Origin of the sequence: Bacteroides sp. AM41-16 (genome assembly GCF_003603495.1) — a bacterium.
In the GTDB taxonomy this organism is placed as follows: Bacteria; Bacteroidota; Bacteroidia; order Bacteroidales; family Bacteroidaceae; genus Bacteroides; species Bacteroides uniformis.
Genome location: NZ_QTNE01000003.1, coordinates 217,451 through 239,974 on the forward strand (window position 1 = coordinate 217,451; position 22,524 = coordinate 239,974).

Genomic DNA, 22,524 nt, shown 5'->3' on the forward strand with positions numbered 1-22,524 from the left:
CTCTCATCTCATCGCATCATATACCATGCGTGATATGCGGGCGATGATGTTCGCATTGTCCTCATCTGTCTCGTATGAGTCCATGACGAAGGCGGCAATGTAGTATTTCCGGCCGTCGGGAAGGATAACGAGGCCGGCATCATTATCTGCAGTTTTCATACCGTCGGCATTGCGGTCGGAAGAGCCGGTCTTGTGTCCTACCACGGTTTTGGCTGGCAACATACCTTTCAGTTTGTTGGCACCGGTTTCAGTATCTATCATGGTCTGCCACAAGAAGTCTTTCAGCTCCTTGTTGGAGAACAACTCTTTTTCATCGGCCGTTCTCAGTAGTCGGGCCATAGCGGAAGGAGTACTCCAGTTGCGGTATACAGCCTCGAAGCTGGAGTGCATGCCGTCTTCTGTTTCCGAGAGGTTGAAGGAGTCGATACTCAACCGGTGGATATAGTCATTGATATGTTTGATGCCTCCTGCATATTCTATCAAGATGTCGCAGGCATTGTTGTCGCTTTGGGAAATGCTGTATTGCATCAGTTCCCTAAGCGTAATCGTGAAATCCTGGTCGGGAAACTTCTTCCGCAGGGGGCTGTAGGTATTGGGCAGCATTTGGGATGCCTTTATGGAAACAATGCTGTCCAGACTGATGCTTTGCTTATCCATCTTGTCCAGTACGGCCAGTGCCACATGGAATTTGAATACACTGAGCAAGGGGAAGTGTACATGGTCATTATACCGGAGCATGTCTCCTTTGTCTGTCCATACGGCTATACCAACGGTGGCTTTCTTGCCATTGAGCAGACTGTCAATCCGGTTTTTAAGTTCAGACATTTGCTGCGCCCGGACGACGGTAGCTATACAAGTGAATAAGGTAAGTATGGCGATGAAATATGCTTTCATAACTTCAATTTCTTTAAGAGGCAATTCGCACGCAAAGATACAACTTTTAGCAGCAAGTTGCTAAAATGAGTTATGGATTATGGGCTATAAGTGTGATAGCTTATAACCATAATCCATAACTTGTAGCTCATCCTCCCTATTGTTTCTTACTGAACTTCTCTTGCAACTTCTGCATCAATTCGTAGAAATTAGGAATATAGACCGTGGCAAGCAAGGTATTCAGTGCCATACCGAACACTACGGCGGCTCCCAGTGCAATACGGCTTCCCGCCCCTGCTCCGGTTGCAAAAAGCAGCGGCATAACCCCGAATACGAATGCAAGCGATGTCATCAGAATAGGTCGCAGGCGGATATGTCCGGCCTGGAATGCCGCATCGCGGATTGAATTGCCTTGTACACGAAAGTCACGTGCAAACTCCACAATCAGAATACCGTTTTTGGCAGACAAGGCGACAAGCAGAATGATTCCAATTTGTGTGTAGATGCTGACCGGAGTCCCCATGACATAGCATCCCAGCATGGCACCGAGCAGTGCAACCGGAAGTCCCATTACGGCAGCTACCGGACTGGTCCAGCTTTCGTATTGTGCGGCGAGTACAAGGAAGGCAACCAGCAGTGCCATGACGAATACGACAGTCGTCGTGGTTCCCGCCTGCGTCTCCTGATAGGCTACCGAAGTCCATTCATAGCCGAACTCGTCTCCGAGATGCTCTTTGATTAGACTTTCCATTTGCCGGATACCCTCTCCCGAACTACTGCCCGGAGCCACATTGCAGGTCACGGCTGCTGTGGAATACATGTTATATCTGTTTATCTGGTCCATGCCTAACTGCTCTTCCACCCGGGTGAAGGAAGAGAAAGGCACCATTTCTCCCGATGCATTGGGAACGCTCAATTTCAGAACATCGTCGATGACACGCTGGGCACGGTCGCCCGCCCCCAATTTCACTTGGTAGATGTGTCCGAACTGTACATAGTCGTTGACGTAGGCCTCCCCCATATAGTAACCCAAGGCGGTGAATACACTGTTCAGCGGGATACCCATCAACTGTACCTTGTCGCGGTCTATATTCAAAAAATATTGCGGTACATTGGCTTGGTACTGGCTGCTGACCGATGCCAGTGCCGGATAATTGCGGTAATGCTCCATCAAGGTCTCTACAGCACGCTGCATCTCGGTGGCGCCGAGGTTGTGGCGGTCTTCCAATTGGAGTTGCAGGCCTCCGGTAGCTCCCAGTCCGGGGATGGCAGGCGGGACCATGGCAAATATCTCTGCTTCCTGGATGCCATATACTTCCATATTGAAGCGCTGTACTACGGCTTCAGCCGTATGTTCCTTTCCCTTGCGTTCATTCCAGTTTTTCAGTACGATGAAGTAAGTGGCCGCATTGCTTTGCTCTCCACCTCCCATCACGGAGAAGCCGGATATGCCGATGTAGTCCTTTATTTCGGGGTAAGAATCGAGAATCTTATTTATCTGCTTTCCTACGGCTTGGGTGCGCTCCAGGCTCGATGCAGGGGGAAGCTGTACCACTGCGAGGAAATAGCCGTCATCTTCTTCCGGAACAAATGTGGACGGCCATTTGACAAACAGCAGGACAGCAATCAATGTGAAAACCGCATATGAAACGATGGAAGCGACAGGGCGTTGGAGCAGGTACTCCACTATCCGGTCGTAGACTCCTTGTGTCTTGTCGTACAGATGGTTGAACCCCCGATATAGGGGATTTTTGGAAGGCCGGGTAGGTTGCAGCATCAAGGCACAGAGTGCCGGAGTAAGGGTCAATGAGTTGAATCCGCTAAGTACGGTGCTGGCTGCAATGGTCAAGGCAAACTGTTTATACAGTTGTCCTGATATGCCGCTGACGAGTGTTGTCGGGATAAATACGGCAAGCAGCACCAGCACTACCCCGACAATGGGGCCGGTAATCTCTCCCATCGCTTCGGTCACAGCCTGGCGGGAGGTGTAGCGCCCCGTGTCCAGCAGACGCGTGGAGTTCTCCACCACCACAATGGCATCATCTACCACGATGGCCACGGCAAGTATCAGTCCGAATAGTGTCAGCGTATTGATGGAGAAGCCGAACAAGGACATGACGGCCAGTGTGCCGATGAGTGATACCGGAATAGTGATGCAGGGAATGACGACCGCCCGCCAGTTCTGCAGGAACAGGAAGATGACGAGAACTACCAGCAGGGTTGTTTCAAGGAACGTCACCATCACTTCGTCTATGGAAGCATGAATGACATCCGTAGTGTCCAGGGTTACATTGTATTGTATGCCTGCAGGGAAATTTTGCGAGAGTTCCTGCATTTTTGCCTTTACTCCTTTGGAAACGTCCAGCGAGTTGCTGCCAGGTTGCTGATAGATAGCGATGGCAGCGGTGGGTTTCCCGTCCAGTTGGGATACTACGCTGTAAGAGGCCGAGCCCAGGTCGATATGCGCCACGTCGCGCAGACGGAGTATCTTCCCTCCGGTTTCGGTACGCAGGATAATGTTGCCGAACTCTTCGGGTGAGGTAAGGCGCCCTTTTACGGTCAGGCTGTATTGATAGGCATTTTTATTGTCTGTGCCGATGGGTTGCCCTACGTTACCTGCGCTGACCTCCACATTCTGTGATTGGATAGCTTGGTATACATCGGCCGGCGAAAGATAGCGGATGCGCATGGCGGCAGGGTCGAGCCAGATACGCATGGAGTAGTCCCCTGCTCCCATCACATTGACGGCGCCTACACCGGGCACGCGTGTTAACTGGTCTACGAGATTCAGCTTGGCATAGTTGCTGAGGTAAAGTCCGTCGTAGTCTTTGCTGTCCGACGTCATCGTGAGGAACATCACGATGTTCGATGACTGTTTCTGCACAGTGACGCCTTGCACCACAACGGGAGTAGGCAGTGACGACTGGGCCACGCTTACCCGGTTCTGGACCTGCACGGTAGCCATATCAATGTCTGTGCCTACGGCAAAAGTAATGGTAAGAGAGTAAGCGCCCGATGAGCTGGAGTTGGAGGACATGTAAAGCATTCCGTCCACTCCGTTGACTTGCTGCTCGATGGGGATGCCGACGGTTTGTGCCACCGTCTGCGCATTGGCTCCGGGATATACGGCACTGACCTGCACGGTGGGTGGTGTGATGTCCGGATATTGGGCAATGGGCAGGATGCCCAGTGTGACCAGTCCTGCTACGACGATGAGCAGCGCCAATACGGTAGCAAAGATAGGACGGTCTATGAAGAATTTTGAAAACATAGGCTTTGGTATTAATCAATTCATATTAGTTGTCAATGGGATGTACTTTCATTCCATCCCTTACCTTCATCAGTGCTTTGGTGACGTAGCGCTCCCGGGGAGTGATGCCTGCCCTTATCTGGCGCAGGCTGTCCCCTATCAGTTGTCCGGTTTCTATATGGCGGTAGCGCACTATATTCGAATCGTTGACTACGTATATGTATTTCCCCAACTGGTCGGTACCGATGGAGGCGTCCGGCAGCAGGATGGCCTGCTGTTGCTCTCCGTAGGGCAAGGTGATGCTGACGTAGAGGCCGCTTTTCAACAGTCCTTTAGGGTTGTCGAGACGGGCGCGGATGTTCAAAGTTCCGGTGTTCAAGTCTACGTTGGGCGAAAGATAGTCCAGCTGTGCGGGATAAGTGAGGAGTTCGTCTTTACCCAGGCTGACACTCACTTGCCGGGGGATACTGTCTCCCTGCTGCATCAGCATGGAGAGCCATTGGTTGTCTGCCACATTGAAGTAGGTGTACAAATGGTCGTCTTTGTAGATGGTTGCCAATGTGACGGGCTGCACGCTGCCGCCTACATAGCCTCCGGCATCCACCAGGTTACGGCTTACGATGCCGTCGAAGGGAGCACGTACGGTGCAGTAGCTCAGATTGGTGCGTGCTGTGTTCAGGGCTGCTTCCGCATTGCTCACTGCAGCCTGCGAAGTTGCCACGTTGGATTGTGCTTGTAGCACTTGTATACGGCTTACAGCATCGCTTTTCACGGCTTCCTGCATACGTGTGTAGTTGTTTTGGGCGTATTCCAGGTTGGCGCGGGCAGTGTTGAGTTCTGCTTCTGCCTGCCGCACATTGTCTTGATAGACTGTCGGTTCGATGACAAAAAGTACTTGTCCCTGGCGTACCCGGCTGCCGGGAGCGTAAGCGATGGTCTGTAAGGTTCCGCTGACTCTGCCTACCAGGTCTACGGTCTTTTCAGAAGTCAGGTAGCCCGGATATTCTTTCGTCAGCGTAATGTTCTGCACTGTCGGACGGGTCACGCTTATCTCGGGAACGGGCATCGTTTGTGCCGTTTCTTTCCTTCCCTCGCATCCCGTTGCCAGCAATGGCAGGATGAGCAGGGTGATGTACATTTGATTTTTCATATACGGTTCGGTTTAGTTTATATTCTTATTTCTGATTCATTTCATATCCACCTCCCAATGCCTGGTATAAGGCTATCAGATGCAGCAAGGAGCTGCCTTGTGCCTGCACCAGCTGATTTTCGTATGTCAGGAGTGAGCGTAGTGCGTCCAGTACGTTCTGGAAGGGAGTAAGTCCTTGTTTGTACAAATCGAGGGAGAGTTTCAGAGTTTCTTCTCCCTGGTTGCATACTTCGCGCATGGCAACAATCTGTTGGATGGAGTTGCGATAGGAGTTCATGGCATTATCCGTTTCCTGCACGGCGGTAAGCACTGTCTGGTTGAACTGGTGAATGGATTCATCGAGCTGGGCACGTGCCAGACGGGTGGCATTCACCTGTTTGGTACCGCTGAATAAGGTCCAGCTGATGCTTGGAGCAATTTCAAACGTCATACTGTTCCGTTTAGTCAAGTCCTTCAAGTCATGGGAGGAATAGCCGATGGAACCTTTTAGGAACACTTGCGGCAGCCAGTCACTTTGAGATGCGCCGAGTGTTGCCGCCTGCGCGTTGACTTGGCGTTCGGCTTGCCGTATATCGGGGCGGCGGAGCAGCAGGTCGGCAGGAACACCGATGCCTATGGGTTCCATATAGTCGGGCAGTTTGCCGGGCTTCTCCAATATGGGGCGGATATGTTGGGGGTAAGTACCGAGTAAGATTGCGAGCGTCGTGATGTATTGGTTGATGCCTGCCTCCAGTTGTGGGATGGAGGCTTTGGTACTGTAATATACGGATTTGGCTTGTGAAACGTCCAGTTTGGACACCAGTCCGGTTTTGTAGCGTACTTCGGTAATGTTAAGTACGGCTGCCTGGGTATGGCAATTGTGGGTCACTACACTTAGCTCTTGCTGCAGTTCGCGGAGTCCGATGTAGGCAGAAGCTATCTGGGCACAGAGGGATACCATGACAGAGGTATATTCCTCCTTGCTTGCCATGAAGGTTTCCCGCTGTGCCTTTACCCGTTGGCGGATACTTCCGAATACGTCCAGCTCCCAACTGGCGTTGAGCGAGGCGCTGTATGCACCGGTAATGGATTGCGGAAGTGCGTTGACATTGCCGCTGCTTTGCTGCCGTGCCCATCCTCCGTCCAATGAGATGGAAGGGAAAAAGCTGCCGCGTTCTATCCGCAGGTTGGATTTAGCCATATCCATACGGGCCATGGCAGAAAGTACGGAATAGTTTTGAGTGGAGGCTACCGTAATCAATGAATCCAGCATCGGGTCATCGAAGGCTTTCCACCACTTGTCGTCAATGGGTGGTATCTGTCCGCTGAACAGATTGTCATCTCCGGGAATGGCATGGGAGGCGTCCTTTCCCCAGCCTTGTGGGAGTGGTTTCTCAAGATAGCGGTTAGCTTTCTGTGCCATAGCCGCAGGACATAGGCATAATATGAGCAACGCAGTGCTCCAAACTTTTATATTCATAAATAAAGGTTTAGGTGGTTATCTTTTTATGGGATTGATAACAACCTAAACCTTTATTTGTTTATGAGTATTTACTCGGTATACCCGAGTATCTTAGAAGGCATACCCGAAACCCACATTCAAGTAGATGGGATACATGGCAAAGGTAATTGTATTGAAATCTTTCTTGAAAATATCATTCAATCCCCATGTAAGGTCGGCAAATACACTCAGATGTTTGAAGGCACGCCAGTCTACACCAGCTTGCACGCCCCAGGCAAACTTGCGCAAGTCATCCGAAAAGTCGTAAGTGGCAATGGCACCGTCGGAGAAGTTTACCTTTTCTCCGGTGGAGTCTCCTTCACGCAAATAGCCTTCATATACATGTCCGGAGAATTCCTCATCCATCAGATATGAGACATATATACCTGCTTTGGTCCGCAATCGTGAGTTGATTTTATATGCACCCAGCACGGGGACGGTGATGTAGGCATTGCGTACTTTAGTTTTTACTCCCCCAGTCCAGTTGCCTTTCAAACGGTTACCGTCATTTCCTATGATTTCCATGCCATAGTTCTTTACTGTCGCTTTGGTAATCATATTTTTGGTTTCCAGTCTTACACCGGTTATTACACCCCATTTTTTTGTTTTGCCCAACCATTTGATGGCATTTCCTTCCAGCATAAAGGCTAAGGTAGGATTATAGGCATCGATACTTCGTATTTCTACGGGTAATGGAAGCGGAGAAGTGCCGCCGATACTGACACCGGCCCTTATTTCATATTCCCAACCGTGTAGAGCGGCGTTTATAAGCGTACGGTTCTGGTTTTCTTGAGCGTATAAGGCAGTCTGCATACATCCCACCAGTACGATAAATGCTAATATTTTCTTTATCATGTTGTATTCCAATTCTATATGATTCTTATTCGTAAATCAGTTCCACTTCGTCTATAAGTAAAGTGCTTCCTGGAGCACCCTCAAAAGTGGCACCATCCTTGCTTGAGGCAAATATGATGCCTATCTTATATTCTCCTTTAGCCAGTCTGGCTTCGTCAATCTTCTTTCCGTACCGTTGGTAGTCGAAAGGTATATCAAAGAATTTCCATTCGTCTCCTTCTGTTTCTTGCGGATTGGAAACTAAAGCAAGAGCCACCATGCTGGAGTGTTCGTAGTTTTGATTCGGCAGATTTCCATCCAGTGTTACATCTGTCCCCTTTCCTGCACTGTCATATTTTACTCCATCATAAAATATTGCATAGATATTGAATATATCTTTTCGGGAGGTATATTCGCCATTTTCATAAAATTGTTCTCCGGCCTTATACTTATAGTATCCAGTCAGTCGTAAAGGTTTATTGTAGAAAGGAGTACCGAAGCGCGTAGCACTAAGCGGATTGGTAATAGCATTCAGCATGTCGAAACTGCCGATAAACAGATTACCGGCGGCGATGGGCATACCTACCATGTTACCTAAGTCGCCAGTGAGGCGTGTTTCCAATTTCACACATTTTCCAGTTTTGCCATTGTCTATTTGGGTAGTAGGATAATCTTCTGTTGCGGCTTCACTCATAGCCCATTTGAATCCCTTATTACCACTTGCCCATGTCAATTCGTTACCGGAATCTTGCTCTTCGTAGAATTCCTGCCATACATTTTGCATGATTCTTACCTTTTCAAAGTGGTATGTGGTCGGAATGTTACTTGCCTTTTGTTCTCTGGCAGTAATGGCGTAGACACGATGCCAGGCCTTGTCTTCCGAAGTGACTGTATATCGTACTGGAGTCGTGAAGTTCTGAACACTCCCACTGGCAGGACTGATGGTAGCTCCCGGAGTCAATTCAAATATGGGGGCCAGACTTGTCATGTCCGTACCTTCTTTCACACTGATCCGTATTGGGTAGGCGTTCTGGCTTTCGTCGTACGACGGGTTCAGATCAATGTATGAATTTGCCAGTACATCTTCTTCAAAAGAGATGCCTGTTATATCAGCTTCAGCATTGGGTGCTTCATCTTTTATGCACGATGCCATCAATATTCCGAAAAGTGAATAGAGTATGAATAATTTGTTTAGTCTCATGCTTTTTAATTTAATTCTATTAATTTTTCAAGCAACAAAACTACTTCTTTTTTCTCTAATAGCAGGTTTTTATGAGCTTATTTAACAAAAAAACGGCAATAGGTGCTTTACTATTGCCGTTTTATATATAGAAAATGTTCTATTTTTAATTATCTGAGCCGATATGTACGATTTTTCTTTTGGCTCTTACTGGCTTTTCCTTTACAACTTCTACTTTCTGTTCGGGAGTTATACCTGCTAATTCCGGGTCAATCATGATACGGCCACAATATTCGCAAACGATAATTTTCTTGCGTGAGCGGATGTCCAATTGTCTCTGGGGCGGAATCTTGTTGAAGCAACCACCGCAAGCATCACGCTGTACGTATACAATACCCAGTCCATTGCGTGAATTCTTACGGATACGTTTGAAGGACTGAAGCAGACGGGGTTCAATCTTTGTTTCCAGTTCTTTGGCTTTGTCTCTCAGCTTCTCTTCCTCTTGCTTGGTCTCGGAGATGATTTCGTCCAGTTCGCTCTTCTTTACGTCGAGGTCTTTTTGTCTTTCTTCCAGAGCAGCAGTGCTTTCTGCTACTTCCTGAGATTTTTCTTCCTCTTGTGCGGCAAATTCCTTGATACGCTTTTCGCAGAGTTCGATTTCCAATGTCTGGAATTCGATTTCCTTGCTTAAGAAGTCATATTCGCGGTTGTTGCGTACGTTGTCCTGCTGGTCTTTATATTTAGCTACAGAAGCCTTTGCGGTTTCAATTTCAACTTTCTTTCCTGCAATGGAGGATTTCAACTCGGCAACTTCTGCCTTGATTCTGTCTATACGGGTACTCAGACCGGCTATTTCGTCTTCCAAGTCCTGTACTTCCAGTGGAAGTTCACCTCTCAACGTCTTGATTTCATCGATTTTGGACAGCATTGTCTGCAATTGGAACAAAGCTTTCAACTTCTGTTCTACGGTTAATTCCTGAGGATCTTTTTTTGCTTCTTTAGCCATTTTACTTACATGTATTTTATGGGGTTTGTATTCACTTTGGTCATTTGGACCTCAAAATGAGGAAACAAATCCCGGATTATTGTATAAAATATTTCTTTCGTATATTGCTCACTTTCATAATGCCCTATTTCAGCCAATAATATATCGGTATCATGTCCGAAATAGTCATGGTATTTTATCTCGCCGGTGATAAAGACATCTGCACGGTTGCGGATGGCAAGCGGCATTAGGAAAGCGCCGGCGCCGCCACATAATGCAACAGTCTGTATTTCCCGCCCGAGGAGTTTGTTATGTCTGAGACACCCTACTTCGAAGGTTTTCTTTATCCGTTTCAGGAATTCAAGTTCTGTCTCCGGTACTTCCAATTCGCCAATGACACCGGCTCCGGCTTGTGGCCATGAGTTTTGCAAGGGATAAATATCATAGACCGGTTCTTCATATGGATGTGCCGCAAGCAGTGCCTTGACAGTTGCCGCTTTTTTGTAGGCGGGTATGATTGTCTCAATACGTACTTCACGTTCGGTATGCAGCTCCCCTATCGCTCCACAGTATGGGGTGGCACCTTCCCGGGCTCGGAATGTCCCCTCGCCTTCCATGTTATAACTGCACAAATCATAGTTGCCGATATTGCCGCATCCAGCGTCGAACAAGGCTTTCCTCACGTCTTCCGCTTGGGCGGTCGGTACAAATGTGGTCAGCTTTACCAGCGCATTTTCCTTGGCTTCCAGGATACGGACATTCTTCAAACCGATTTTCTCGGCAATCTTGAAGTTCACTCCTCCCGGTGCATTATCCAGGTTAGTGTGCGCAGCATAAACAACGATGTCATTCTTGATGGCTTTCAAGATACAACGTTCCACATAATCCCTGCCCGTGATGGATTTATACCCTTTGAAAATGAGAGGGTGATGTGATATAACCACATTATATCCCAATGCAATGGCTTCATCCAGTACAGCTTCAGTAACGTCAAGACACAACAAAGCCCCTGTTGCTTCCGCATCTGTCAATCCGATTTGCAGGCCGGCATTATCAAATCCGTCTTGCAATGGCAGAGGCGCGAACCGTTCAAGGGCGCTTACTAATTCCTTAATTTTCATTGTGAACAGAAAATTTGGTTGCAAATATAGTAAAAAGCAATGGATTGAGAATGTTTTTTATTCTTTTTATAAAATATCAGTAACAAATTTGAGTAATAGACGGTTTTCTTCCAACAAAAACTCTTATCGAAAAATGTTTTATCACGAAAAAGACTATCTTTGCGAGCGATTATTATAAAACTAAATCTATGAAAACTAAAAAACTATTCGGAATTTTATCGCTCTTGATTATAATTGGTGTGACCTCTTGTAACAGTGATACTCCACAAGACAATGTAGAAAACATTAAAATGAAGGTCTCTTCCGAGATTGGCACTTACCAGCCTTGGGGAAGTGATCATTTCATTGATTGTATGTTGGTAAAGGAGGAAGGTAAAAATGAATATGAAGCGTTGGACTTTTTAGGAATTGCCGGGTTTGATTATAGCAAGGGGTATGAATACACCTTATTGGTGAAAAAACAACTTTGCTCAACCCTCCCGCCGATGCCAGTAATATTGCATACGAACTGGTCGAGGTGTTATCAAAAGTCGGAGTAGAATATGAATATACAATAGAGGTTGATGGACCCAATCCTTTTATTCTTTCTCCTGATGGAGGAAAATATGAGATTCCTTTTGCATGCAAAAGAAAAAAATATGTAGCAGGCGAGTTTACTGAAGAAGAATATGCTCCTTTAAAAGGATTGAGATATAATATGGGGACCAATTATGGAACCTATACAAGCATTATAAAAGATGGTGATACAGTTGGATTATATAAGTTTGTAATCGAGGGTATTGAGCCTTATAATATGGAAGGAACTCCCTGGTGGTATTATGGTATTTATCCTGCTGATGCAGATTTTTTCTCTGAAACAGAGCCGGAACCTATCTACAAACAATTGTTTGAACAACCGCAAACGGAAGGTGAAGAACATTTTATATATCCGATAATATATGCTTCATCGGGTACGTTTGATTAGTTGGACACATTAATCTCCTTTATTATGAAAACATTACTTGTTTTGTTTCTTTTCCTTTTATCGTTATTGTCTTGTCAGGATACGAACCGTTCCGGTAAAGATGTATCTGAGGATATGGAGGAGCCGGTAGATACTACTCCCAAGGCTACGGCTATCTTTTGGGTAGACAAGGATAAAGATTATCAGGCTAAGAAAAAAGACGGTCCTCTTTCTCTACGCACCGTCAAGGCAAGGGTAGAGATTGATTCGCTGGGAAAAGTTAATCTGTTGGCATATACCAAGCCGCAAAGTCAACGCATCAAAAGTTACCTGCAGTATAGGCTTGAAGTATTCCGTGTAAAGAAAGTGATGTTGGACAGCGGCTTTGTGAAACCGGGCGTACAATATGTGCAGCTACGCTATCTCCCCGGAAAACTGGATGCCCATCACCGTTGAAGTTATTTATGCTCCTTTTTTCCCTTCTTCTCTACCATCACCGGCAGTAGCTTGCCGTAGGCATCGAACGACTTGCGGGAAGCCAGAGAGATTGTAATCATCAGTGACAGCATGGAGGCGGTAAAGGTGATGACCATAATCATCATCTGATATTTGATGGCCACATTCGGGCTGCTGCCACCCAATATCTGGCCAATCATGGTTCCCGGAAAAGCAACCAGCCCCATCACGGATATATTGGCAATCAGCGGACTGAAGGATTTGATGATGGCTTGGCGGATGAAAGGTGCCTGTGCTTCCGCTTTTGTAGCACCATTGCCGAGAAGATACCGGTAAAGCTGTTGTTCCCGTTTCAGTCCACTATAATAGGTGTTGAGGGCTATGACGTTACTGGATAGCATGTTGCCCATCAGTATGCCGAAAATAGGGATGAAATACCGGGCGCTGAATACGTTTTCCACTCTCAGTACTATTCCGATAAAGTACAAGCCTACACATACTACACTGCATAAGAAACCTGCGGATATGGGCAGGAGCAGAATCTTCCTCTTCAATTGTGTTCGTGCCAATGCCGTCTGCGATGCTACAAATATCATGACAATTACCCATAGAAAGTTTATCCACGGGTTATCCCATAAAAAGAGGTAGTTCAAGTATATGCCGATGAAGAACAACTGGACAATCATGCGTGCCGTACCTATCACAGTAGCGCGCAACAGTCCGGTCTTGAACTTCCAGATGTAAAACAGCGGTATTAATAATAGCAATAATCCGATGCCCAGGCTGAGGTATGATATATCTATGGTTCCCAATAGTGTGTATGTTATTTCATGATTATATGTCGGTCACATCCGTTGGCGAATCTTTTGTCATGGGATACGGTCAGTATGGCACTTCCATTTTCTGTCTGCCTGCGGAAGAAAGAGAGTACTTTTTCCGCGGAACCGGAGTCGAGAGCGGAAGTCGGTTCATCGACAATGGTCAGTGGTTTGCCAATCATTGAGGCTACGGCTATCATCATCCGTTGGCGTTGGCCTCCGGATATTTCGTTCACCCGTTTGTAATATAACTCTTGTTCCAGACCCAAATCCTCGAAACATGCAAATAAACGGGTTTCAGAAAAGGGTGTACTCCGGTTTGCCTTTAAACCGAAGGGCAATTGTACCATGTCCTTTACCCATTCCAGCGGCAATGCCAGTTCTTGTGGAATCCATGCAGTCTGCTTACGGACAACGTCGACGTTTCCTTTATCCAGCAGAATGCCGTTCAAGACGATGCGTCCTTCTTTTAACGGAGTAAATCCAAGTATGGCATTCAGCAGTGACGACTTTCCGCATCCCGAAGGGCCGGAGATACTGGCTATCTCTCCCCTTTCCAATTGCAGGTTGAAACCCGAGAAAAGTATATCGTTGCCGTAGGCGATACTGGCATTTTCTATTTGCAGCATGGTGTTCCTTTAATCTTTCTGTATCGCAAAGATAGTGCAAAAAAATATTTGTGCTATCTTTGACGCACTAATTAATTCAGGAAAGAAAGACTATGATACAGAATGAACGGGATTGCCGCCACGAACATGTGCTTGACGTGGCAAGGCAAATGCTGACTGCTGCGCGCACGGCACCGAAAGGAAAAGGTATTGATGTGATTGAAGCTGCGCTGGTTACGGGTGAAGACATTAAGAAGCTGTCTGAAAAGATGGTCGCTATGGTTGAAGAGCACGGTATGAAGTTCTTTCTCCGTGATGCGGACAACATTTTGCAGGCTGAATGTGTAATTATAATAGGTACGCGCGAGCAGACGCAAGGTTTGAATTGCGGACACTGCGGTTTTCCCACTTGTGCCGGTCGTCCGGAGGGAGTACCTTGTGCCTTGAATACGGTGGATGTAGGGATAGCTGTAGGTTCGGCTTGTGCCATGGCTGCCGATTTGAGGGTGGATACCCGTGTGATGTTTTCTGCCGGACTTGCCGCCCAGCGTTTGGATTGGCTGAAAGAATGCAAGACAGTCTTTGCCATTCCGGTGAGTGCATCCTCCAAGAATCCGTTCTTCGACCGGAAACCGAAGGAAGATAAGTGATAATTGACGAGTAGAGGTTTACAATCATAGAGTAGAGGTTTAGAAGTCTGAAGTAGAGGTTTGGCAATTCTAAACCTAAGGTTTATTCTCCCTCTCTCTGCTAACTTAAAAAGTAACGAATTAGAAAAGATAAATAATATGGGATATTTTGTAGGACTGCCGCTGGGTGGTGCCGCAGAGAAGGACTGTCAGGTGCGTTTTGGCAAGAATATGACTTTTCAGGTAGAGACACGTGCTCCCCACTTGCCTGCCGAATGGGCTTTGCAAAGCGGCATACAGCTTACATGGCCCCATGCGGGTACAGACTGGACCTATATGTTGGACGAAGTGCAGGAATGTTTTGTAGCCATTGCCCACGAAATAGCCGCCCGGGAGACATTGCTGATTGTAACCCCAGAACCGGATGAGGTGAAGAAACAGATTCTCGGCAGGGTGAATATGGAAAATGTCCGTTTCCTGAAGTGTGAGACGAATGATACTTGGGCACGCGACCATGGAGCCATCACCCTACTGGATGCTGACGGTGTATCTCTGCTCGACTTTAAGTTCAACGGGTGGGGATTGAAGTTTGCATCCGATAAGGATAATTTGATTACGCGTCGTGCGGTGGAGTCGGAAGTGATGAAAGGAAAGTATGTAAATCGCTTGGGGTTTGTCCTTGAAGGCGGTTCCATCGAAAGTGACGGCATGGGTACGTTGCTCACCACCTCCGAATGCCTGCTTTCGCCTAACCGGAACGGACAGATGAACCGGGTGGAAATTGAGGAATATCTTCGTTCCGTTTTTCACCTGCAACGTGTTCTTTGGCTGGACCACGGTTATTTGGCAGGTGACGATACGGACAGTCATATAGACACGCTGGCCCGTTTCTGCCCTGCCGACACGATAGCCTATGTACAATGCAAGGATGCGGATGATGAGCATTACGAAGAACTGCATCGCATGGAGGAGCAACTGAAGACTTTCCGTACGTTGAAGGGGGAACCTTACCGTTTGCTGGCTTTGCCCATGGCCGATAAGATAGAAGAGGAAGGGGAACGGCTTCCTGCCACTTACGCTAATTTCTTGATTCTGAATGATGCAGTGCTTTACCCCACCTATCGCCAGCCGGAGAATGATGCCCGCGCGGGGGAAGTGTTGCGGGAGGCTTTTCCCGGTTATGAAATTATCGGGATAGATTGCCGTGCTTTGATTAAGCAACACGGCTCTTTGCATTGTGTTACCATGCAATATCCCGTAGGGGTGTTGAAGTAATGTCGATTATACATAGTAAAACAATAAACCATAGAATAAGATGACAAGAAAAATAAAAGTAGGTATTATCCAGCAGGCCAATACCAAGGACCTCAGGACTAATTTAATGAATTTGGCCAAAAGTATAGAGGCATGTGCGGCGCATGGGGCTCAATTGGTTGTTTTGCAGGAGCTGCATAACTCTCTGTATTTCTGTCAGACGGAAAACACGCAGTTGTTCGACTTGGCAGAACCGATTCCCGGTCCTTCTACGGGATTCTATTCAGAGTTGGCTGCTGCCAACGATATTGTGCTGGTCACTTCTCTGTTCGAGAAACGCGCTCCCGGATTGTATCATAACACAGCGGTTGTTTTTGAACGTGACGGCAGCATTGCCGGGAAATACCGGAAGATGCATATTCCTGATGACCCCGCCTATTATGAGAAATTCTATTTTACTCCCGGTGATATAGGCTTCGAACCTATTCAGACATCTTTGGGCAAATTGGGAGTTTTGGTGTGCTGGGACCAATGGTATCCGGAAGCGGCACGTCTGATGGCGCTGAAGGGAGCTGAAATACTGATATATCCTACGGCTATCGGTTGGGAAAGCAGTGATACGGATGATGAAAAGGCGCGTCAGCTCAATGCTTGGATTATCTCCCAGCGTGGACATGCTGTGGCCAACGGCTTGCCGGTTGTTTCAGTGAACCGTGTGGGACATGAGCCGGATCCTTCCATGCAGACCAATGGTATCTTGTTTTGGGGAAATAGTTTTGTGGCCGGACCGCAAGGCGAGTTCCTGGCCCAAGCAGGAAACGAACGGCCGGAAAATATCGTTGTAGAGGTGGACTTGGAACGTTCGGAAAATGTACGCCGTTGGTGGCCTTTCCTGCGCGACCGCAGAATTGATGCCTATGCCGGATTGACAAAACGATTTCTTGACTGATAACGACGGGGATCTCTGGGGGAGAACTAACGGAATGTCACCCGTTTGTTCATCAGGAAATTGACACTTCCGTAGATGAATAATCCCAGGAACTGGGCAAGGTATTCGTTGCAGTCCAGTCCCTCCACCAGCCCTATGAGGAAAAGGAATTGCGCTCCGTAAGCCATTCCGAAAGCTATAGAAAAGAGCAGCACTTGTCGCCAAGTGTTGCTCTTTTTTTCTGTAGGGAATATCCAATACTTGCACCAGATGAAGTTGTGTATCTGTGCAAGTATATATGCGGTTACATTGGAGAGCATATAGTTGATGTCCAGTTCGTCCATCATTACCCAAACGGTAACAGCCATAATCAAGGCATTCAGCGTGCCGATTACCGCAAAACGAAAAATGCGTGCAGACTCTTTCACTCTCCTACTCCGTACCTGCTTTTACTCTTTCACTTCAACAATCAGATTCAGTTCATCCAGCTGCTTCTGGTCAATAGCCGAAGGTGCATCCAGCATTACATCGCGTCCACTGTTGTTCTTGGGGAATGCAATGCAGTCGCGGATACTGTCGAGACCTGCGAAGATGCTGACCCAACGGTCCAGACCGTATGCCAGACCACCGTGAGGAGGTGCACCGTATTTGAAGGCATTCATCAGGAAGCCGAACTGCTCCTGAGCCTTCTCCGGAGTGAATCCGAGAATCTCGAACATTTTTGCCTGCAACTGTGCATCGTGGATACGGATGGAACCTCCACCCACTTCAATACCGTTGCACACCATGTCGTATGCATCTGCACGGACAGCTGCCGGGTCTGTATCCAGCAAAGGAATATCTTCGTCTTTCGGATGGGTGAACGGGTGGTGCATAGCCATCAGGCGGCCTTCTTCATCGCTCCACTCAAACATCGGGAAGTCAACCACCCAAAGGCAGACGAACTTGTTCTTGTCGCGCAATCCCAGTTGGTTACCCATTTCAAGGCGCAACTCGTTCAGTTGCTTGCGGGTCTTCATGGCGTCGTCACCGCTCAGAATCAGAATCAGGTCACCCGGCTTGGCGTTGAAAGCAGCCTTCATTTCCTGCAATACTTCCTGCGCATAGAACTTGTCGACACTTGATTTTACGTTGCCGTCTGCCTCTACGCGCGCGTATACCATACCTTTGGCACCGATTTGCGGTCTTTTCACGAATTCGGTCAGTGCATCCAGCTGTTTGCGTGTATAGTGTGCGGCGCCTTCTGCGCAGATACCGCCGATGTAGGCGGCATTGTCGAATACCGGGAATCCGTGTCCCTTCATGATGTCCATCAGTTCCACGAACTTCATGCCGAAACGGAGGTCGGGCTTGTCGCTGCCGTAATATTTCATGGCGTCTGCCCATGGCATGCGCATGAACGGCTCGTTCATCTCTACGCCACGGATTTCCTTGAACAGATATTTGGCCATGCCTTCGAAGAGGTTGATGACGTCATCCTGCTCCACAAAAGACATTTCGCAGTCAATCTGTGTGAATTCCGGCTGGCGGTCGGCACGCAGGTCTTCGTCACGGAAGCATTTGGCTATCTGGAAGTAACGGTCGAAACCGGAAACCATCAACAACTGTTTCAGTGTCTGCGGGCTTTGAGGCAAGGCATAGAATTGTCCCGGGTTCATGCGTGAAGGAACGACGAAATCGCGTGCACCTTCGGGTGTGGAGCCTACCAGAATCGGAGTTTCCACTTCGATGAATCCCTGGCTGTCCAGGTATTTGCGTACTTCAATTGTCATTTTATGGCGAAGCTCCAGATTGCTGCGTACATTGGCACGGCGCAGGTCTAGATAACGGTACTTCATGCGGATATCGTCGCCACCGTCCGTATTTTCCTCGATGGTGAAGGGAGGGGTCAGCGATGAGTTCAGAACATCCAGTTCCGATACGATGATTTCAATGTCTCCCGTCGGGATATGCTGGTTTTTGCTGAAACGTTCGTTGACGGTACCCTTAACCTGGATTACGAATTCACGGCCCAAGCGGTTGGCACGCTCGCAAAGTTCGGCATTCACCTCTTCGTTGAACACTAATTGGGTAATTCCGTAACGGTCGCGGAGGTCAATGAAAGTCATGCCTCCCATCTTACGGCTGCGCTGTACCCAACCTGCCAGCGTCACTTGCTTGTTAACATCGGAGATACGGAGTTCTCCGCAGGTGTGTGATCTATACATCTTTTTATTTACTGTTTGACGATTTACTTATTTACTATTTTGAACATGCAAAAATACATAAAACATATTATATGGCGCATCAAAAGGGGAAAGTTATTTTCAGAAACTCCTTTAGTACCTTTTTTACAACATTACATTTTTGTCAGTTTCTTGAATTGCCTTTTGCCTTTATCCAGTATCATCTTGTTTTTATGGGCGATGTCTTCCACAAAAGCATCATTAATTTGTTTCAGTCCGTTGATATAGTCTTGTGCCCGCTGCAAGACATTCGAAGTGTCTTTTTCCGCATCCCGGGGAACAATGACCTGCAGTCCTTTCTTCATAATCTTTACATCTACATTCTCTCCCATCATCATCGGGTCGCCGTCAAAGTGGACTACCCCCGGTTTAGAACGGTGAATACGGAGTGTCTGGCAACGGAACGTCTTAATCCGGCTGTTCTGGTCAATGGTCTTGTTGAAGAGCTGGAAAGAGAGCGACGGTACATCGAGCACAGTGAACGGCTCGAGTATGGTGACGTCCAGCAGTCCGTCGTTCAAGGTGGCTTGTGGGGCAATATACGCATTGTTTCCATATTGCGATGCGTTTCCGCAGGCTATCAGGAACGCCTTGTATCGCAGGGTGCTGCCGTCCATTTCCAGTTCATAGGTTTCCGGACGGTACTTCAGGCTTTCGAGCAGAGTCTTTTCCAGATAAGTGAGTGGTCCTCTCCTTCCCGCCTTGGAGAATTGCAGGCTTACAAATGCGTCGAATCCCACGCCGCAGGTGCAGAAGAAAGGCACATCGTTGATTTTTCCGTAGTCAATGATGTCTATCAGTCCGTCATTGATGATGTCGATGGCCTTTTTCGGCTCCATCGGAATCTGCAGATGGCGGGCAAGTCCGTTGCCGGAACCGCAGGGAATGATGCCCAAAGCGGTTTTTGTATGTACCAGTGAGCGGGCTATCTCATTGATGGTGCCGTCTCCTCCTATGGCGATGACGGCATGTGCATCTTCTTGTGCCTTCTGTGCCGCTATCTCTACGGCATGGCCTGCCCGTTCGGTATAAATCACTTCTTGTGCATACCTTTCCTTATCCAGTTTTTCATCGAGCCACTTCAGTATCTGCTCCTTACTCTGAGTGCCGGATATGGGGTTTATGATGAATGCTATTTTCTTCTTGTTTTCGTTCATGCAAGGGTTGTTGCTATGCAGGTTTTCCAACTGGCAAAAGTAATATAAATATCTGAAAAATTAACCACATAATTCTTTTTAAAATAAGTATAAGTAGTTTTTTTAATGTAAATAGAACATATACCGACATATTTTGCTATCTTTGCCCCCTGTTTTTTAAGACTTGTATTTAATAGAATTAAATATTCATTATATAAAAGATATTTCATGGGTTTACTACAAGACAAATTTGCGAAATACGACCTGCCGCAGCAGTTTATGGCAAAAGGCGTATATCCTTATTTCCGCACAATTAACAGCCATCAGGATACAGAGGTAATGATGGATGGTAAAAAGGTTCTGATGTTCGGCTCTAATGCATATATGGGACTGACATATGACAAGCGTATCATTGATGCCTCGATAGCTGCCACAGAAAAATATGGCACCGGTTGTGCAGGTTCCCGCTTTCTGAACGGAACACTCGATATACATGTTGAACTGGAGAAGGAATTGGCTGAATTCGTAGGAAAAGATGAAGCACTCTGTTTTTCTACCGGATTTACTGTAAACGAAGGTATTATTCCTGCCGTTGTAGGCCGTGGGGATTATATTATTTGTGATGACCGTGACCACGCTTCCATTGTAGATGGCCGCCGTCTTGCATTTGCCACTCAGTTGAAGTACAAGCATAACGATATGGAGGCTTTGGAAAAAGAACTCCAGAAATGCGAACCGGATGCTGTAAAGCTGATTGTTGTGGATGGAGTATTTTCCATGGAAGGTGACTTGGCCAATCTGCCTGAGATTGTCCGCCTGAAGAAGAAATACAATGCCAGCATTTATGTGGACGAAGCTCACGGCTTGGGAGTATTCGGAAAACAAGGCCGTGGCGTTTGCGATCATTTCGGTGTTACCGAAGATGTAGACCTGATTATGGGTACATTCAGCAAGTCGTTGGCTTCTATCGGCGGTTTTGTGGCTGGAGACAAGGCGGTAATCAATTGGCTGCGCCACAATGCCCGTTCCTATATATTCCAGGCAAGTAGCACACCTGCTGCTACGGCTGCAGCTCGCGAGGCGCTTCACATCATCAAGTCCGAACCTGAACGCATCCAACGTCTGTGGGACATCACTAACTATGCTTTGAAGAAGTTCCGCGATGCAGGCTTCGAAATCGGTGAGACAGAATCTCCTATCATTCCTCTCTATGTGCGTGATACAGAGAAGACATTTATAGTAACGAAGCTGGCTTTTGACGAAGGTATCTTCATCAACCCGGTTATTCCGCCCGCGTGTGCCCCACAAGATACGCTGGTGCGCGTAGCGTTGATGGCTACCCACACCGTAGAACAAGTGGATTACGCTGTAGAGAAGTTGACCAAATGCTTCAAGGCACTGGATATTATCAAGTAAACTGATTCAAACAGATATTAGGAAAGCCGTTTAATAATGATTAGGCGGCTTTTTGTTTAATACGAAACGGAATAGGGTTAAGATTAAATCGTAAAGTATATGAAAAAGAACTTCTTCATCATTGCTGCTGTAGTATGCGGAATGAGTTGTACCACCACTGCCTATGCGCAGTTCAAAATCGGTGGAAAGAAAATCAATGTGACCAAAGTTGTCCAAGCCGGTACAGATGCCGTCAAGGCCATTTCATTGTCCGATGCTGACATTGCAGCGATGAGCAAGGAATATATGGAATGGATGGATACGCACAATCCGCTGACAAAGCCCGATACGGATTACGGCAAGCGTCTGGAGAAGCTGACCGGAAATATCAAGGAAGTGGACGGCTTGAAGGTGAACTTCGGTGTTTATGAAGTAATAGATGTGAATGCCTTTGCGTGCGGTGATGGTAGTGTACGCATCTGTGCCGGACTGATGGACATCATGACGGATGATGAAGTGATGGCAGTTGTCGGCCACGAGATAGGTCACGTCACCCATACGGATTCCAAAGATGCGATGAAGAATGCTTACCTTCGTTCGGCTGTGAAGAATGCTGCCGGTGCGGCAAGTTCTACGGTATCCAAATTGAGTGATTCTGAACTGGGTGCCATGGCCGAGGCATTGGCAGGTGCTCAATACTCCCAGAAGCAGGAGACGGAAGCGGATGATTACGGCTTTGAATTCTGCATCAAGAATAATCTCGATCCGTATGCCATGTACAATGCTTTGAACAAATTGCTTGAACTTTCAGCGGAGGCACCGAAGGAATCCAAGTTCCAGAAGATGTTCTCTTCTCATCCGGATACAGCCAAGCGCGTGGCACGTGCCAAGGAGAAAGCGGATGAATATATGAAGGATAAGAAATAACTATCCGTTGCTTACTATGATGAAGTGGGATCAGAGGTTTCTCTGAATCCCACTTTTTTTGTGCCGAGACTATGATATGGGCTTCTGAGGAAGCTAATGGGATAGTTCGTTAGTTCACAGTGCTGAACACTTTGTTTTAGCTATAGAAAACAAAGTGTTTTCTTATAGGAAACAAACTGTTCTTTTAAGGGAAACGAAGTGTTCTCTTTAATGAAACACACTGTTCGGTTAAGGGAAACACTTTGTTCTGTTTGGTAAAACTTCTTTTATTTACTTATTTGCTTTTAAATTAGAATAATTTTAGTATGTTTGCCACATTATTTATGAAAAAC

At 47.1% G+C, this 22,524-nt stretch carries 21 protein-coding genes; 8 read left to right on the top strand and 13 right to left on the bottom strand.

Translation table 11 applies throughout. The annotated features are described in order from the left end of the window. Positions 1–3 precede the first annotated feature (3 nt). The 8 genes from DW896_RS04655 to DW896_RS04690 form a co-directional block, all read right to left on the bottom strand. Positions 4–894 (bottom strand): CblA family class A beta-lactamase, encoded by an 891-nt coding sequence (locus tag DW896_RS04655; RefSeq protein ID WP_005837179.1) that lies wholly within the window; start codon positions 892–894, stop codon positions 4–6. Positions 895–1,030: 136 nt separating this feature from the next. Next, positions 1,031–4,144 (bottom strand): efflux RND transporter permease subunit, encoded by a 3,114-nt coding sequence (locus tag DW896_RS04660; protein WP_055288554.1) that lies wholly within the window; start codon positions 4,142–4,144, stop codon positions 1,031–1,033. 25 nt (positions 4,145–4,169) lie between these two features. After that, positions 4,170–5,273 (bottom strand): efflux RND transporter periplasmic adaptor subunit, encoded by a 1,104-nt coding sequence (locus tag DW896_RS04665; RefSeq protein WP_119992919.1) that lies wholly within the window; start codon positions 5,271–5,273, stop codon positions 4,170–4,172. Positions 5,274–5,298: 25 nt separating this feature from the next. Beyond that, positions 5,299–6,732 carry an efflux transporter outer membrane subunit gene (locus DW896_RS04670; RefSeq protein WP_009038382.1) on the bottom strand — a complete coding sequence of 478 codons (1,434 nt, stop codon included), beginning with the start codon at positions 6,730–6,732 and terminating at the stop codon, positions 5,299–5,301. 93 nt (positions 6,733–6,825) lie between these two features. Beyond that, a complete protein-coding gene (locus DW896_RS04675; RefSeq protein WP_119992929.1) occupies positions 6,826–7,608 on the bottom strand; it encodes a porin family protein in 783 nt (260 codons plus the stop codon). Positions 7,609–7,633: 25 nt separating this feature from the next. Beyond that, a complete protein-coding gene (locus tag DW896_RS04680) occupies positions 7,634–8,788 on the bottom strand; it encodes a PCMD domain-containing protein (RefSeq protein ID WP_005837174.1) in 1,155 nt (384 codons plus the stop codon). Between the two features lie 145 nt (positions 8,789–8,933). Next, a complete protein-coding gene (locus tag DW896_RS04685) occupies positions 8,934–9,773 on the bottom strand; it encodes a zinc ribbon domain-containing protein (RefSeq protein WP_005827804.1) in 840 nt (279 codons plus the stop codon). 5 nt (positions 9,774–9,778) lie between these two features. Further along, positions 9,779–10,873 (bottom strand): Nif3-like dinuclear metal center hexameric protein, encoded by a 1,095-nt coding sequence (locus DW896_RS04690; RefSeq protein WP_005827806.1) that lies wholly within the window; start codon positions 10,871–10,873, stop codon positions 9,779–9,781. Positions 10,874–11,061: 188 nt separating this feature from the next. On the opposite strand from DW896_RS04690, the gene DW896_RS21655 reads away from it, so the two are divergent. From DW896_RS21655 to DW896_RS04700, 3 genes are read left to right on the top strand one after another with little or no spacing between them, the layout of a single operon-like run. Beyond that, positions 11,062–11,412 (top strand): DUF4377 domain-containing protein, encoded by a 351-nt coding sequence (locus tag DW896_RS21655; RefSeq protein WP_243634819.1) that lies wholly within the window; start codon positions 11,062–11,064, stop codon positions 11,410–11,412. Continuing rightward, positions 11,391–11,837 (top strand): hypothetical protein, encoded by a 447-nt coding sequence (locus tag DW896_RS21660; protein WP_243634820.1) that lies wholly within the window; start codon positions 11,391–11,393, stop codon positions 11,835–11,837. The genes DW896_RS21655 and DW896_RS21660 overlap by 22 nt, the downstream gene beginning before the upstream one ends. Before the next feature lie 24 nt (positions 11,838–11,861). Next, positions 11,862–12,272, top strand: coding sequence for a DUF4891 domain-containing protein (locus tag DW896_RS04700; protein WP_005837172.1), 411 nt, complete (start codon positions 11,862–11,864; stop codon positions 12,270–12,272). Between the two features lie 2 nt (positions 12,273–12,274). Here DW896_RS04700 and DW896_RS04705 read toward each other — a convergent pair whose 3' ends face one another. Continuing rightward, positions 12,275–13,084, bottom strand: a complete 810-nt coding sequence (locus tag DW896_RS04705) for an ABC transporter permease (RefSeq protein WP_005827813.1) — start codon at positions 13,082–13,084, stop codon at positions 12,275–12,277. An 11-nt stretch (positions 13,085–13,095) separates the two neighbouring features. After that, positions 13,096–13,719, bottom strand: a complete 624-nt coding sequence (locus DW896_RS04710) for an ATP-binding cassette domain-containing protein (RefSeq protein WP_022402407.1) — start codon at positions 13,717–13,719, stop codon at positions 13,096–13,098. A 92-nt stretch (positions 13,720–13,811) separates the two neighbouring features. On the opposite strand from DW896_RS04710, the gene DW896_RS04715 reads away from it, so the two are divergent. From DW896_RS04715 to DW896_RS04725, 3 genes are all read left to right on the top strand, one after another. Next, entirely contained in the window at positions 13,812–14,348 is a 537-nt protein-coding gene (locus DW896_RS04715; RefSeq protein WP_022402408.1) for a ferredoxin domain-containing protein, read from the top strand. Between the two features lie 138 nt (positions 14,349–14,486). Next, complete coding sequence (locus DW896_RS04720) at positions 14,487–15,602, top strand: agmatine deiminase family protein (RefSeq protein WP_005837171.1); 1,116 nt, start codon at positions 14,487–14,489, stop codon at positions 15,600–15,602. Positions 15,603–15,642: 40 nt separating this feature from the next. Continuing rightward, positions 15,643–16,530, top strand: coding sequence for a carbon-nitrogen hydrolase (locus DW896_RS04725; protein WP_005827821.1), 888 nt, complete (start codon positions 15,643–15,645; stop codon positions 16,528–16,530). A gap of 26 nt (positions 16,531–16,556) precedes the next feature. Here DW896_RS04725 and DW896_RS04730 read toward each other — a convergent pair whose 3' ends face one another. The 3 genes from DW896_RS04730 to DW896_RS04740 all read right to left on the bottom strand — a co-directional run bounded on the left by DW896_RS04730 (position 16,557) and on the right by DW896_RS04740 (position 19,891). Beyond that, positions 16,557–16,937, bottom strand: a complete 381-nt coding sequence (locus DW896_RS04730; RefSeq protein ID WP_005827823.1) for a GtrA family protein — start codon at positions 16,935–16,937, stop codon at positions 16,557–16,559. A 21-nt stretch (positions 16,938–16,958) separates the two neighbouring features. Next, the gene (aspS, locus tag DW896_RS04735; protein ID WP_005837170.1) at positions 16,959–18,716 is read right to left on the bottom strand and encodes an aspartate--tRNA ligase; all 1,758 of its coding nucleotides are present in this window, start codon (positions 18,714–18,716) and stop codon (positions 16,959–16,961) included. A 131-nt stretch (positions 18,717–18,847) separates the two neighbouring features. After that, a complete protein-coding gene (locus tag DW896_RS04740; protein WP_005827827.1) occupies positions 18,848–19,891 on the bottom strand; it encodes a diacylglycerol kinase family protein in 1,044 nt (347 codons plus the stop codon). 207 nt (positions 19,892–20,098) lie between these two features. Between DW896_RS04740 and DW896_RS04750 the strand changes: the two genes are divergently transcribed. Continuing rightward, positions 20,099–21,286, top strand: coding sequence for an aminotransferase class I/II-fold pyridoxal phosphate-dependent enzyme (locus DW896_RS04750; RefSeq protein ID WP_022402410.1), 1,188 nt, complete (start codon positions 20,099–20,101; stop codon positions 21,284–21,286). Between the two features lie 99 nt (positions 21,287–21,385). After that, positions 21,386–22,192 carry a M48 family metallopeptidase gene (locus DW896_RS04755; protein ID WP_119992921.1) on the top strand — a complete coding sequence of 269 codons (807 nt, stop codon included), beginning with the start codon at positions 21,386–21,388 and terminating at the stop codon, positions 22,190–22,192. The last annotated feature ends 332 nt before the right edge of the window (positions 22,193–22,524 follow it).